This is a genomic window from Sphingobacterium sp. BIGb0116, from assembly GCF_024808035.1.
In the GTDB taxonomy this organism is placed as follows: domain Bacteria; phylum Bacteroidota; class Bacteroidia; order Sphingobacteriales; family Sphingobacteriaceae; genus Sphingobacterium; species Sphingobacterium paramultivorum.
In genome coordinates this window covers 256443-270378 of sequence record NZ_JANUDT010000009.1, presented here as the reverse complement: position 1 = coordinate 270378, position 13936 = coordinate 256443, and the positions used below count along the sequence as shown (strand labels likewise).

The window sequence follows — 13936 nt, the reverse complement described above, 5'->3', positions numbered from 1 at the left end:
AATAACTTTACTGTGTCAAAATTATTAACGCTTATTTCACGTTACCCATCAATTTACGCACAACGGGCGACAAGGCTATAAGCACCACACCAGCAATCAAAGAATATAAGCCTAATTGTTTATAACTCTCCGTATAAGTCACCAATTTATCCGCCAATGAACTTCCTTCCTTAGCTTCGGCCATACTAGCACCGATCAAACCTGCTACATATTGACCATAAGCACTCGCCAAGAACCACATTCCCATCATGATACCTTGTAATCTCGCCGGAGACAATTTCGTCATAATGGAAAGACCAATTGGTGATAGACAAAGCTCCCCAACGGTAATCACAAGCAGCGCAAGGGTAAAGACATCCAATGAGGTCATACCGTCGTGAGCGAATAAACGCGTAGCAAATAGAACATAATAACCTAATCCCAAGAAAACAAAACCAAGACCAAACTTAATAATGGTATTTGGCTCAAGTTTACGTTTGCCCAGCCAAATCCAAAAAAGGCCAAAAAGAGGTGCTAATGCAATAATAAATAATGCTCCACCTGAATTGTTAACACCATTTGGATCGAGCGTCATAACGCCCAATAAAGAATCATTCAAATGCTTAGCAGCAAAGATGCTTAAGGAACCGCCACTTTGCTCATATATTCCCCAAAAAATAATCGAGAAAAGAATAAACACCAGGGCTGCAATTAATTTCTTCCGCTCTTCAGCAGTCACTTTAGACATTTCATAGAAAAGATACAACAGCGTCAATGGGCCAATTGTGTACATAAAATAGTCTGTATACTGCGTTTTTGACACCATGATCTGAATAATAGGGATAAAAATCAACGTGGCAATATATACAGCATATTCTACCCATTTCGGTAATGCCTTCGTCTTTACTATGGCCTCAGGATCCCCTGGTTGAAGTCCTATTGGTCCTAAATGCCTTTTGGTAAAGTGAAAATTCACTAAACTAACCAACATTCCTACCGCCGCCAAACCAAAAGCGACATTCCAACGATGTCCCTCAGAAATAATTGACGTCAACATATATCCTTTACCGATCGCAACACAGATATATCCACCTAAGAATGCACCTAAATTTATTCCCGCATAAAACAACGAAAAACCACCATCACGACGAACATCACCTTTTTTATACAGCTCGCCTACCATCGTTGATATGTTGGGTTTAAAAAAACCGGTACCTATAATGATAAATGATAAACCAAAAAAGAAATACTTATGCGGATCTGCTGCAAGAAATAAGCTCCCTACGATCATCAATAAGCCACCCCAGAATAAAGACTTTCTAAAACCAAGAATTTTGTCTGCAAACAGCCCACCTATGAATGTAAACGCATAAACAAATGCCTGTGTCGCTCCATACTGTAAATTGGCATCCTTTTCAGCAAAGTTTAGTTGTGTGATCATAAAGAACACCAACATACCGCGCATACCATAGAAACAGAATCTTTCCCACATCTCGGAAAAAAACAAACTCCAGATTTGCTTTGGGTACTTTCCGTCAAAATTTTGAATCTCTTCTAGCGATTCCCTTGTACTAACCTCCATACTAATTTATATTAATCAAAAAAGCTTCTTTCGTAAAAGAAGCTTATATATTTGTTATTTAATTCCGTGCATCAATCGTTTAATCAATGGATTAAACAGCATTACCAACAGGCCTGCTAAGGCAGGAATTGCTGTAAATAAGAAGAAGAAGTAACTCAAGGAGTGTTCCTCTTGAATTGTTTCCACTTGTCCTCCCAATACCGCTGCAACCTTCTGTGCAATAGCAATCGCCAAATACCAGATTCCAAACATAAATGCAAGCATGCGAGCCGGTACCAATTTCGATACGTAAGAGAGGCCTACCGGTGAAATAAATAATTCACCCAATGTATGGAACAAATAGGTCAGCACCAAAAATACCATCGAGATTTTAGCACCCTGACTTATTCCTATTGATCCTAATCCAATAATGAAAAATCCTATCGCAACCAAGATCAGACCAAAGCCATATTTAAAGGCTGCTGATGGATTATACTTCGACTCCCAAATTTTGGATACCGAAGAGGCTAGTGCAATAATAAAAAATGAGTTTAAGATAGAGAACCAAGAAACTTTGATTTCTGATGCTTCTTTATTGAACTCATTGTACAACATCCAGATTACTGCTCCCCAAATCAACCCAAAACAGATAAACAATACGATATTTGAAATGGCAATTTTGTCCCAGGTTACTTTTGCCAATTTAATCAGAACCCAAGAGATAATCGAAAGCGGTACAATCGTCAATAAACCATTTACCACATTAAAGGTTGTCAATGCAGCACCAGTAAGTGATCTATCAATATTATCTCTAGCCACAAGAACTAATGAAGTTGCCCCCTGCTCAAAGCTCATAAAAAAGAAGACCAAGAAAAAAGCCAACAGCACAACTGCGAACATCCGATCCCTTACAACCTTATCATAACGCATAATCCGTGTAACAATAAGATATATGAAGAGAATTAACGCCACAATGACCATTATATACTGCCCTCTTAGAAACGGCGTATCCAAACGAGAAAATACATCAACAATACCATTCTTAGATAAAGGGTCATTAAAAGCGTATACAAAACCAATAATAGAAACTATCGCTATCAATACATAATCACGTATGGTAAATGGATTTCTTGTATCCGTATCCTCAGCGATAACTTTATGCTCCCCAGAGGTGGACTTATTTAAAACACCAAGATTTCCCATGAGTGGTTTTGCGAAAACAAACTGCAGTGTTCCCAAAAGCATAAAGATACCAGCCAAACCGAATCCCCAATGCCAGCCGTAAGTTTCGGCAATATATCCGCATAGCATCATACCAAAGAAAGCGCCGGCATTGACCCCCATATAGAATATGGTATAAGCTCCGTCCTTTTTTTCTGGCAGATCTTTATACATTTCACCTAAGATAGATGGCATGTTAGGCTTGAAGAAACCCGTTCCGATAACTAGACACACTAAACCAAGGAAAAACATAATCGAAGTATCAAAGGCCATGGCAGCATGGCCAAGCGTCATAATCGCCGAACCGATAATCACAGCTTTACGTGATCCAATATATTTATCCGCTATAATCCCTCCTATAATAGGAGTTAAATAGAGCATCATGGCATAGGTCCCATAAAGTGCTCCAGCTTGTTGTGCAGTCCAGGACCATCCCGAGAAAGGACTACCTTGAATAACTGCAGCAGTTAAAAACTGCATTAAGAGTACACGCATCCCGTAGAACGAAAAACGTTCCCACATTTCAGTAAAGAAAAGGACAAAGAGCCCTGAACGCTGTCCCAATACATTTGACTTAAAAAAATCAGTCGACGGGCTAGTCGCAATATCCCCGTTTAATCTCCCCATAAATAATCAACCTTTATTTTTTGATAAAATACTTACAAAGAAACAAAAACAAAATCACTTTTGACCAAAATAAAGTTGCATAAACAAAAAAAGGCAACCCTTTGGATTGCCTTTTCGGTAACAATTTTAATATGCCTTATCTTTTGTGCAATTGCTCATAAAGGTCAATAACCTTTTTCTGCAATTCAATTACTTCGCTATCGCGTAGTTGTAATTTTTGCGTCAAAGCATTCACCTCATTTACATACTCTTTGTCTTCTTCAGAATCAGAAGTAGATAAAAGTTGAACAACTGTCAAATTGAATAATTTTGAGATTTGATTCAGGCGAGACAAATTCACATCTGTAATCCCTGTTTCAATTTTAGAAAATGCTGGGATTGAGATATCCAATCGTTTTGCAACATCCTCTTGACTCCACCCCTTTTGGTGTCTAAGTAATCTGATTTTTTTTCCTAATGCATTCATCTGGTAGATATTTTAAACAAAAATAATAAATTATAATTTAATTTACATTAAATTATAATTTTTTCTCTAAAAATCTCTAAAAAACCGATCAGCCAGCACGGACAAATTAACCCCATTATAATTATTTAAACTCATAAGAAGTAAATTGTAGCCCTTTGATTTGACACCATCTAAAAATGAATAGAGTCCGTCTAAACTTACAACAACCTCTAAATCAGGATTATTAAAATTATCCTTAATATTATTTGGGACACTTTCGATATCTTTATTAAGTTCTTTACAAGAATTTATATTCACGTAGACCACAGATACATCCGACTCTTTCATCGAGTTTGCATATTGTAACAAAAAGGAAGAATCTAAACTATCATACGAGTTTAATTCGATAATTGTGACCAATTTCTGATTAGGAAATTGCTCTTTCACGGCGTGAATACTTGACTTCACTTTATCCGCATTACAGGCATAATCCTGATAAACCACAGATCCTTCCGAGCTTGCAACAAACTCCAAATAACGGATCGAAGTATTAAAACTTTTTATAGCCTCAAAGAACTCTTTCTTTTTGATCCCCAACCATTCGCAGATCGTATATGCCCCAGCAATATTGGATAAGTTGTGCTTACCAAACACTTGCAAAGGAATATCACCATCCGGTGTGCTGATATAAGTTACTCCCTTATTAATTGTATAATCAGGAATCTTATAGCCATGTCTATTGATCTTACAATCTTTCGTATCTTGAAGAACCTTCTGTAACACAACATCTTCCTTATTATAAATTAAGGTACCTTTATGTGGAATTGAGTCAATAAAATCTTCAAATTGTTTAATATATTCCTCTTGTGATATTTTCGAGTTAAACTCATTCCATACAATACCCGAAATTAAGGCTATATTCGGTTTATAATACAAAAACTTAGACTTCGGATCAATCTTGGATGAAACATATTCATCTCCTTCGATAATAATAATCTTATTATGCTTAGTAATATCAACCAACTTATCAAAGCCCCTTAATTGAGCTCCTACCAAATAGTCAAATTCTTTTCCTAGAAATCGCATAACGTGCATCACCATACTCGTTATGGTTGTCTTACCGTAACTTCCAGCGATAACCACCCGGATTTTATCCTGTGAAAGCTCTTGTATAAATTCTGGAAAAGAATAAATTTTAAGACCTAATTCTTGCGCCCGCTTTAATTCAGGATTATCCGCCTGGGCATGAGCACCCAAGATCACAGCATCAATATCCTCCGTCACTTTTTCCTCAAACCAGCCCAATTGATTAGGAAGCAATCCTGCTTCAATCAAATGAGAACGGGAAGGCTCCACGATCTGATCGTCAGAACCTGTCACTTGATGCCCTTGTTTTGCCAATGAAATAGCAAGGTTATGCATCACACTACCACCTATTGCTATAAAATGAATCCGCATAGCTAAATTATCGCTTCACAAACTTGGCTGCACACCAATTATTTAAAACTTTATTGGAGATAAACTCAAAACCTAATGACGTCGCCGCATCGCTTAAGATTGCTAAATCTTCCTGCTCATAGAAACCACTTAGGTACAGCTCACCCCCTGTACGAATGCTCAATGCATACTGAGGTAATTGTTCTAAAAGAATGTTACGATTAATATTTGCCAAAATCACATCAAAGACCCGATCTGTTAATACTTCGTAAGATCCGCAGAGCGCTTCAATATCCTCAACATGATTGAGTACCCTATTTTCGATCACACTTTCAACACATATTTCATCATAATCCACAGCCAACACAGAATTCGCTCCTTTTTTTGATGCCAAAATGGCCAAAATACCTGTACCGCAGCCCATGTCTAAAACCTGCTTGCCATTAAAATCATTCTCCAAAATATACTGAAGCATCATCGAAGTTGTTTGATGATGGCCAGTGCCAAAAGACATCTTCGGATCTATAATGATTTCATAGGGAAACTCCGGTTTTGCCTCATGAAAAGTTGCACGCACATAGCATTGCCCCCCCACCTCAATTGGGTTGAAATTACTTTCCCACAATTTGTTCCAATTCTGGTTTTCTATTTCCTGTATCTTATAATCGACCTCTAGGCCTTCATAAGGTTGAAGCATCAAAGTTTCTAATGCTTGCAAGTCAAGATTTGCAGCTGAAATATAAGCTGCAAATCCAGATTCGGTATCCTCAAAAGTATCAAAGCCAATATCAGCCAAATCAGATATCAACAAATCCTTTTGCCATTCTTCACCTGATCGCATTTGAAAGATAACCTCTACGTATTTCATTTCTAAAAATTAGCCGTTAAATACTTTAGCGATATCAATAAAATCTCTCGATTTTAAAGAAGCCCCTCCTATCAAACCACCATCGATGTCGGCTTGAGCAAACAAATCTTTTGCATTACCTGGATTACAAGACCCTCCATAAAGAATACTTGTATTATCAGCAATCTCTTGACCATATTGGTCAGCTAGCACCTCGCGGATAAATTTATGAACCTCCTGTGCTTGCTCAGGGCTAGCTGTCAAACCAGTACCAATTGCCCAAACTGGCTCATATGCTAATACCACAGATGCAAAAGCTTCTTTAGACAAGTGGAACAATCCATCTGTCAATTGTGTTTTGATCACATCAAAGAAAGCTCCAGATTCGCGTTCTTCTCTTGTTTCTCCAATACAGAATATTGGTGTTAAATCATGCTTTAATGCAATATCCACTTTAGATGCCAACAATGCATCAGTCTCACCAAAATAAGCACGTCTTTCAGAGTGCCCCAAAATAACATGTGAAGCACCTACTGATTTTACTTGTGAAGCCGAAATCTCACCTGTATAGGCTCCGGACTCAGCTTGGTGAATATTCTGTGCACCGATATTTACATTTGCAACATTTTTCGACAATTGTCCAAGACTTGACAAATGAATAAATGGGCTACAAACAACCAATTCTTGGTTTCCAATCACTTCATCTTTGGCCATATTGATAATTTCAGAAAACAAGCTCAATCCTGATTGATAGTCTAAATTCATTTTCCAATTACCAGCTACGATTTTTTTACGCATGATTTTACGATTTAATTATATTTTTTGTTAAGTTGATTCAATTTATCTTTAATCTGCTCCGAGAGCTCTTCCCCTTTTGATGCATACAGCGTCTCCAAATATGCCATAAACTTATCAAATTCATAAGTTTGCGCACCTCCGTCAAACACCCAAGCAAATGACGGTACAAATTTAGCATAAAAACTTGTATCTGCTAGCATGCTTGCAATTCCAATTACCGTCCCTGTATTTAAAGCCGAATTGATACCAAGACGCGTATAGTCTCCAATAAAGGTTCCGCATTTTAACAGACCTGTATCCCGAACACCATCCAATGCATAATCGTAAATTGAAACGGCCTTTAAGTTATTCTTTAAATTGGAATTAGAGGTACCAGCCCCTAAGTTACACCAATCCCCTATCACCGAGCAACCTAGATAACCATGATGCCCCTTGGCCGAAAAATCACCAATGACGGAATTCCCGATCTCTCCCCCAATGACACTCTGCTTCCCTATCGAAACATTGCCATAAATCGTAGCGCCCATTTTTACAACGGCTCCTTTACCAAGGTATAATGGACCACGCAAATGCGCTCCCTCCATAATTGTAACATCTTCATCGATATATATGGGACCTTGTAGGGTATTGAGGGTAGCACATTCCATGCTAACACGAGCGGCTACATAAAGGTCATTACCTAACAATTGATTTGTCACAGATATATCGAACGACTGAACACCTTGTACCAGAAGATTGAAATCACGTGTTATTTCAGTTCCTGTAAGCAAAAACAGATCTTCTACCCCCTTTAGTAGATCCACTGACGTATCAAACTCTTGTACACGATAAGAGCCCATATGGGTATAACAACAAGCTACAACGTATCCACCCCATACAAGGACCTCTCCTGCGCCCAAGCGCTGTATAGCCTGCAATAATACTACTGACGGGATAACGTTCTCAGACAGCCAAATAACCCCCTCCTCGTTCGAGTGAGCGGTAATATAGTGTACATCAAATTCTAAAGCTAATTTTTGCCATTTCTCCCGTAAAGTCAGTATACCAACCCGAAGGTCCAAACAAGATTTCACGAAAGTAAATGGATAAAGACTCTTTCTATCAAAAGTAGTTAATGGGGAGCTAAGCTTATCCAACAATTGGATCGAATCAAAGCAATCTGTAAAGAAGATTTTCACAAATTAAAAATAACAAAAAAAACTCGACAAATTATATTTATCGAGTTCTTAATATTGTAATATACAGATCTGCTACAATTATTTTTTGTTGTAACGATTACGGAATTTGTCGATACGACCAGCAGTATCAACCAATTTCATTTTACCTGTATAGAAAGGGTGTGATGTATGAGAGATCTCTAGTTTTACAACTGGATACTCATTACCATCTTCCCATGTGATAGTTTCTTTAGTATCAACACAAGATTTTGTAATAAAAGCATAGTCATTTGACATATCTTTAAATACAACTAATCTGTAATTTGAAGGATGCAAATCTTTTTTCATTATTATTATGATTACGTATATTCAATTATTGAGGTGCAAAGATAACTTATAAAAATGTAACTTACAACAATTACGAAGAATAATTAGTTGAAATTTTCCACATTTTAGTTAACAGCACTTATCAAGGGTACAAATGTAACAATCTTTATCCTAAACCAAAGAATAATTTTGTTTATCGACTTTTTTACCTAACTTAACTCACTACAATTAAATCACTTACATAATTATGAGCAAATTAGATGAAAAAATTGCTGCATATGTTGCAGAATCAAAAAAGCTAGGCTTATCATTAGATGAAGCATTTATTGCAAAAGTAACAAAAGGAATAGGACCTTCCATTTACAATGCAGACTCCGAAACCGTCGCTGCATCAGATCCCGAAGAACTGAACCGTGTCAAACAAAATTTTTTGATCAAAAAATTAGGCCTAAAAGATGGGCCGGATTTAGACAAGGCACTAGAGGAAGTGATTACCGCTATTGGCAAATCCAATAAAAATAAATACCGTGTATTAGTATATGCTTTATTGGCAAAGAAATTCAAAAAAGAATCTGTTTACCAATAAGCATCAACTTTTTTACTCAACTCCTAACCAAAGACCATTTCTCCAAAAAACTCGGGGAGATGGAAGTTAGGAGTTGGGTTTTCTATTTTATTCCAAGATATAAAATGTGGTTGTTTGAGATGATCACCACATTTATAAAAATTTCCATGTATCAGTTTACCTTTCAGGTCTACAACATCGTCAAACTGAAATACAGCAAGTGGAATTACCTCAATCATACTCCATCGCTTATCGGAACCATTGCGCTCAATTAAAGAGTAAGTACGCACCTGTTCTATCGTTGTAATATCCAACCGATTTCGACTAGCCTTTTCAGCCGGGCCATAACCGATCAAGCCCGTTCCAATTAGATTAAATTCCAGGTTATAATAATGTTTACGTCCATCAAATGAAATAAAGAACTCCACACAACTATCTTCCCATACATTTTGATTTGTTTCGGAATAATTACCCCGAAGTTGTTCTTCGACGACATCGTACTGCAACACTAGATACTCCCGGGTGTAGCCAATCTTAAATTGTACCTCAGGTTTATACGGGAAAGATTCGCTCCAATTATTAAACTCCAAAGAATGCGATTCAAGATTGCTCAAGAGCTTCGACAAAGTATGATAATCTAGTGTATTGGTCAGCTCCGCTGCGATAGGCAAAATGGTTAGTTTTTTCATTCGAATATTTTTTTTTACAGAAAAAAGAAGCTTCATCTACGCGATGGAAGCTTCTCAATATGATTAAAGGTATAAAATTGTTAAATGCAATCAAAAACTACCTTTCGCATAAATGCTTCATTCTTTTCCATCTCTTCAACCAATTTCAGTTGCGTATTTGTACGCACCAGATTATGGTCCTCATATTTAGTCTTGTAGTAATGATCTCCTTCCAAATAGTCCGTTAAGAAACGTACTCCTTGCATATATGGCAATAAGAAGGCTCCATCTACTAATGTTTCTTTCTCCAAAGTTGTCAAGAAGTCATTAGCTTCCTCCAAATAACCTTCGGCATATGCCTTATATAAAGCAAGATTTAGCAGAATTTTCGAAACATCCTTCTCATCCTCGGCAACGGGGTTAATAATCGTCCGAATAGCATCCCCAAAGTCATATGCCACATAGCCCGGCATGACAGTATCTAAATCGATGACACATTGCATCTTATCGTGGCGATCTAAGAGCACATTATTAAACTTTGTATCATTATGTGTAATACGCAGCGGAAGCTCCCCCTTACTACCAAGTTCAAGAATGGTTTTCATTCGATCTTCACGACTAAAGATAAAATCCAATTTGTCTTTCACCGACGCTACGCGTTGACAGACATCTTTAGCGATCGCTTTTCGAAGATTTTCGAGTCTAAACTCTATATTATGAAAGTTAGGAAGTACCTCAACGATCGATGAAGCATCTAAATCCGAGAGCTGCTTTTGAAACAAACCAAAAGCACGACCACCCTCAGCGGCTTGTACCTCAGTCTCTACAATATCATAGCTTTTGGTATCCTCTATGAGGATAAACATGCGCCAATAATTATCCTGACTATCTTTTATATATAATTTCCCATCTTTTGTAGGAACAATTGTCAATACATGATCGCTGATTCTTTTTCCTTCAGCGACTTTAACTTTCTTACTAAGATGCTTGGTGACAATCTCAATATTATGCATTAATCCATCCACGTTCGGAAAAACATGGTGGTTAATACGTTGTAATAAATGCGATATACCGCTATCTACAGTAGTAACTACACGATAAGTATCATTGATATGACCAGAACCAAACGGTTGCACTGAAATGATATCTCCTTCTAATGTGAATTGTTTTGCTGCGCTCTCTACTACTAATTGGTTAAAATCAGACATTAAACTATGTTTTTTAAATCATCAATGTGCTTGCAATATCACAAATTGAATTAATAAATGATAATTTTTATTTCAATCAAACGTTTGCATGAAATTTAATAAAATTAAGCAAACGTTTGCACTTTCATTTATCCCAAATGAAATAATATATTTGTTAATAGTAGCCAGTCTTAAGGACTGTTTTCAAACAAGTAAATAACTAATATACAAACTCCTTATATCTCAAAACAATGGATAGAAGAAATTTCATAAAATCGACTGCCATCACTACAGCTGGAATCGGTGTCCTTTCAAGTACAGAATTATTTGCTCAATCAAATGGGAAAATAAAAATCGGTTTTATTGGCGTAGGCCTTAGAGGACGTAATCACGTTCAAATTGCCCTAAACAGAGATGATCTAGAAATTGTGGCTGTCTGTGACACCCAGGAAGAATCTCTAGCACAATGCCGTAAACAATTCAATGCAAAAGGCACCAAACTTCCAAAAGAGTATACTGGTGGAGTTGATGCTTACAAAAAGATGTTAAGCAATGAAAAATTAGATGCTGTCATTATTGCAACGCCTTGGCAATTCCACAAAAACCAAGCTATCGATGCAATGAAAGCTGGTCTATACGTGGGTTGCGAGGTTATTGCAGGTTTAACGCTACAAGATCACTGGGATATTGTGAAAGTATCCGAAGAAACTGGAAAGCCTTACATGACCCTAGAAAATGTTGCATTCCGTCGTGATGTACTTGCTGTATTGAACATGCACAGACAAGGTCTATTTGGTGAATTGTTGCACCTGGAAGGCGGTTATCAACACGATTTACGCGAGGTATTATTCAATGACGGAAAAGCCTATTATGGCCATGGCGTTGAATATGGTCCGAAAGCGATTTCTGAGGCACAGTGGCGTACACAGTTCAATATCGACCAAGATGGTGATCTATACCCTACACACGGTTTAGGTCCAATTATGCAATTTGCAGATATCAACAAGGGCAACAGATTCACCCATATCACTTCGTACTCAAGTAAAGCCCGCGGATTGGCAGCCTATGTCAATAAAGTTTCCCCGGGACATCCTAACGGTAAGATCAATTACAAAAATGGTGATATCACTCAAACGATGTTACAATGTGCGAATGGAGAAACCATGTTATTAACGCATGATACACACTTACCAAGACCTTACTCTATCGGTTTCCGCGTACAGGGAACAGACGGTATTTGGATGGATGTTGCCAAAGGTATTCACATCGAGGGTAAATCCAAACCACACACTTGGGATTCTGCGGACGAATGGGTAAAGAAATACGATCACCCAATCTGGCAAAAATATGAAGAGGTAGCAAACGGTTCTGGTCATGGCGGCATGGACTGGTTTGTATTCAATGCGTTTATTCAGGCTGTAAAACAAAAGGTACAGACTCCAATTGACGTGTATGATTCGGTAACCATGAGTGCCGTATTCCCATTATCTACCGAGTCTATTGCAAAAGGAAATAAAACGTTGGAATTCCCTGATTTCACAAAAGGAAAATGGAAAACCAAGAAAAACACCTTTATGTTAGATGACAGTGGAATGTAATTGAAAAAACACGCCTATTATCATAAAAGCCGTATTGAAAGATATACGGCTTTTTTTATGAATACTTGACATAATCATAATAATCCTACTATTTGGCTGGTCTTTTCCGTAAATTAGCCCTAGCAAATAACTTTTTCAACTCATTATGCTTACCGAAGCAATTATTATTTTAGCCCTGATTATTCTAAACGGAATACTATCGGCATCAGAAATATCCATCGTATCCAGCAGAAAGGCAAGGCTACAGGCTGAAAGCGATAAAAACAATGCCGCTGCCAAAATAGCGCTAAACCTAAAAGAATCGCCCAACAGCTTTCTATCCACTGTACAAATAGGTATTACCCTTATTGGAATCCTAACAGGATTCTTTTCTGGCGGCAATATTTCATCTTACCTCGTAGAGATCTTTAATAAATCCAGTATCATAGCCCCCTATAGCGAACAGCTCGCCGTCATCATTGTCGTCTTTATCATCACCTACTTTTCGTTGGTGCTTGGTGAACTGGTCCCCAAACGTATCGGTATGGCTATTCCGGAGAAGTACGCCATGCTGATCGCTTACCCGATGAACCTGCTCAGCAAAATCGTTCGGCCATTTGTATGGCTACTAAGTATGTCGACAGAGTTTATTGTCAAAATACTCAATATCAAGAGTAGCGGCAATAGTGTCACAGAAGAAGAAATTAAGGCGTTAGTAGACGAAGGTGTCGACAGTGGCGTCATCGAAGGTATTGAGCACGATATCGTCGACCGTTTGTTGAGTTTAGGTGACAAAAAAGCGGTCAACCTAATGACTCACCGCAAAAGCATTGTATTCTTGGATCTGGAAGATTCCTTTGAAGAAAACAGAAAGATCATTCTGGACAACGATCATTCCATCTACCCAGTCTGTGAAGGTGGCCTCGACAATATTAAAGGTGTTGTTCATGTAAAATCATTACTTCGTCAATGCCTCCAGAACGAAGCATTTGATCTAAGAACACTTATGTTACCGATCAAGTTTGTTAATGAATTCAGTTCATCTTATAGCATTATGAACACCTTACGTACCTCCAGTATACATCAGGCGGTTGTCATTGATGAGTATGGCTCACCACAGGGAATTATTACGTTACGGGATATCGTTGGCGATTTGGTCGGCAACATCACAGAAAGCGACCTAAGTGCACGTCCGACAATACGTCAATTGGAAAACGGTGATTATGTTGTCGACGGACAATATCAGATCGAGGATCTTTTGGATGAATTTGAAATCGGTCTTTCTGAAGAAGACGAAGATGAGATCAACAATGTAACCACCGTAGGAGGCCTGGTATTCCTAAGATTAGATCATGTACCCGAAGAAGGCGAACGTGTCCGATTTAAAAATCTAATTTTCGAAGTGCTTGATATGGATGGACACCGCATCGATAAACTACTTTTAAAAGTGGAAGAATAAACATAAATAAGCATCAATAGTAAAAAAGAGATAAAAAAAGGGCCAATCAGTGTATTGATTAGCCCTTTTTTTGTGATGCTA

Annotated in this window: 13 protein-coding genes; 3 read left to right on the top strand and 10 right to left on the bottom strand. The window is 37.8% G+C overall.

The window, feature by feature from the left end:
• Nucleotides 1-31: 31 nt before the first annotated feature.
• From M2419_RS20980 to M2419_RS20945, 8 genes are all read right to left on the bottom strand, one after another.
• Nucleotides 32-1561, bottom strand: coding sequence for a peptide MFS transporter (locus M2419_RS20980; RefSeq protein ID WP_115046804.1), 1530 nt, complete (start codon nt 1559-1561; stop codon nt 32-34).
• 54 nt (nt 1562-1615) lie between these two features.
• The gene (locus M2419_RS20975) at nt 1616-3388 is read right to left on the bottom strand and encodes a peptide MFS transporter (RefSeq protein ID WP_259255562.1); all 1773 of its coding nucleotides are present in this window, start codon (nt 3386-3388) and stop codon (nt 1616-1618) included.
• 136 nt (nt 3389-3524) lie between these two features.
• Entirely contained in the window at nt 3525-3854 is a 330-nt protein-coding gene (locus M2419_RS20970) for a helix-turn-helix domain-containing protein (protein WP_153844754.1), read from the bottom strand.
• A 66-nt stretch (nt 3855-3920) separates the two neighbouring features.
• Nucleotides 3921-5291, bottom strand: a complete 1371-nt coding sequence (locus M2419_RS20965) for a Mur ligase domain-containing protein (RefSeq protein ID WP_159731269.1) — start codon at nt 5289-5291, stop codon at nt 3921-3923.
• Between the two features lie 7 nt (nt 5292-5298).
• The gene (gene prmA / locus M2419_RS20960) at nt 5299-6138 is read right to left on the bottom strand and encodes a 50S ribosomal protein L11 methyltransferase (protein WP_153844756.1); all 840 of its coding nucleotides are present in this window, start codon (nt 6136-6138) and stop codon (nt 5299-5301) included.
• Nucleotides 6139-6147: 9 nt separating this feature from the next.
• Entirely contained in the window at nt 6148-6915 is a 768-nt protein-coding gene (gene tpiA / locus M2419_RS20955; protein ID WP_120333340.1) for a triose-phosphate isomerase, read from the bottom strand.
• 11 nt (nt 6916-6926) lie between these two features.
• Nucleotides 6927-8093 (bottom strand): putative sugar nucleotidyl transferase, encoded by a 1167-nt coding sequence (locus M2419_RS20950; protein ID WP_153844757.1) that lies wholly within the window; start codon nt 8091-8093, stop codon nt 6927-6929.
• 78 nt (nt 8094-8171) lie between these two features.
• The gene (locus M2419_RS20945; RefSeq protein WP_046671774.1) at nt 8172-8420 is read right to left on the bottom strand and encodes a type B 50S ribosomal protein L31; all 249 of its coding nucleotides are present in this window, start codon (nt 8418-8420) and stop codon (nt 8172-8174) included.
• 226 nt (nt 8421-8646) lie between these two features.
• On the opposite strand from M2419_RS20945, the gene M2419_RS20940 reads away from it, so the two are divergent.
• Nucleotides 8647-8985, top strand: a complete 339-nt coding sequence (locus M2419_RS20940) for a DUF2853 family protein (protein ID WP_088162808.1) — start codon at nt 8647-8649, stop codon at nt 8983-8985.
• Nucleotides 8986-9008: 23 nt separating this feature from the next.
• Here M2419_RS20940 and M2419_RS20935 read toward each other — a convergent pair whose 3' ends face one another.
• On the bottom strand, nt 9009-9653 hold the full coding sequence (locus tag M2419_RS20935) for a carbohydrate-binding family 9-like protein (RefSeq protein ID WP_159731265.1): 645 nt from the start codon (nt 9651-9653) through the stop codon (nt 9009-9011).
• A gap of 80 nt (nt 9654-9733) precedes the next feature.
• Nucleotides 9734-10840, bottom strand: a complete 1107-nt coding sequence (locus M2419_RS20930) for a phosphotransferase enzyme family protein (protein ID WP_088162810.1) — start codon at nt 10838-10840, stop codon at nt 9734-9736.
• Between the two features lie 230 nt (nt 10841-11070).
• Here M2419_RS20930 and M2419_RS20925 point away from each other — a divergent pair, with 230 nt between their 5' ends.
• Together M2419_RS20925 and M2419_RS20920 are read left to right on the top strand one after the other, a co-directional pair.
• Nucleotides 11071-12417 carry a Gfo/Idh/MocA family protein gene (locus tag M2419_RS20925; protein ID WP_153844759.1) on the top strand — a complete coding sequence of 449 codons (1347 nt, stop codon included), beginning with the start codon at nt 11071-11073 and terminating at the stop codon, nt 12415-12417.
• A 145-nt stretch (nt 12418-12562) separates the two neighbouring features.
• Nucleotides 12563-13855, top strand: a complete 1293-nt coding sequence (locus tag M2419_RS20920) for a hemolysin family protein (RefSeq protein ID WP_159731263.1) — start codon at nt 12563-12565, stop codon at nt 13853-13855.
• Nucleotides 13856-13936: the final 81 nt, after the last annotated feature.

What these genes read in the sequence shown, in the direction of transcription:
- M2419_RS20940 (WP_088162808.1), top strand. Translation starts at nt 8,647, where the DNA reads ATGAGCAAATTAGATGAAAAAATTGCTGCATATGTTGCAGAATCAAAA.
- M2419_RS20970 (WP_153844754.1), bottom strand. Translation starts at nt 3,854, where the DNA reads ATGAATGCATTAGGAAAAAAAATCAGATTACTTAGACACCAAAAGGGG.
- prmA (WP_153844756.1), bottom strand. Translation starts at nt 6,138, where the DNA reads ATGAAATACGTAGAGGTTATCTTTCAAATGCGATCAGGTGAAGAATGG.
- M2419_RS20945 (WP_046671774.1), bottom strand. Translation starts at nt 8,420, where the DNA reads ATGAAAAAAGATTTGCATCCTTCAAATTACAGATTAGTTGTATTTAAA.
- M2419_RS20930 (WP_088162810.1), bottom strand. Translation starts at nt 10,840, where the DNA reads ATGTCTGATTTTAACCAATTAGTAGTAGAGAGCGCAGCAAAACAATTC.
- M2419_RS20975 (WP_259255562.1), bottom strand. Translation starts at nt 3,388, where the DNA reads ATGGGGAGATTAAACGGGGATATTGCGACTAGCCCGTCGACTGATTTT.
- M2419_RS20925 (WP_153844759.1), top strand. Translation starts at nt 11,071, where the DNA reads ATGGATAGAAGAAATTTCATAAAATCGACTGCCATCACTACAGCTGGA.
- M2419_RS20935 (WP_159731265.1), bottom strand. Translation starts at nt 9,653, where the DNA reads ATGAAAAAACTAACCATTTTGCCTATCGCAGCGGAGCTGACCAATACA.
- tpiA (WP_120333340.1), bottom strand. Translation starts at nt 6,915, where the DNA reads ATGCGTAAAAAAATCGTAGCTGGTAATTGGAAAATGAATTTAGACTAT.
- M2419_RS20965 (WP_159731269.1), bottom strand. Translation starts at nt 5,291, where the DNA reads ATGCGGATTCATTTTATAGCAATAGGTGGTAGTGTGATGCATAACCTT.
- M2419_RS20980 (WP_115046804.1), bottom strand. Translation starts at nt 1,561, where the DNA reads ATGGAGGTTAGTACAAGGGAATCGCTAGAAGAGATTCAAAATTTTGAC.
- M2419_RS20920 (WP_159731263.1), top strand. Translation starts at nt 12,563, where the DNA reads ATGCTTACCGAAGCAATTATTATTTTAGCCCTGATTATTCTAAACGGA.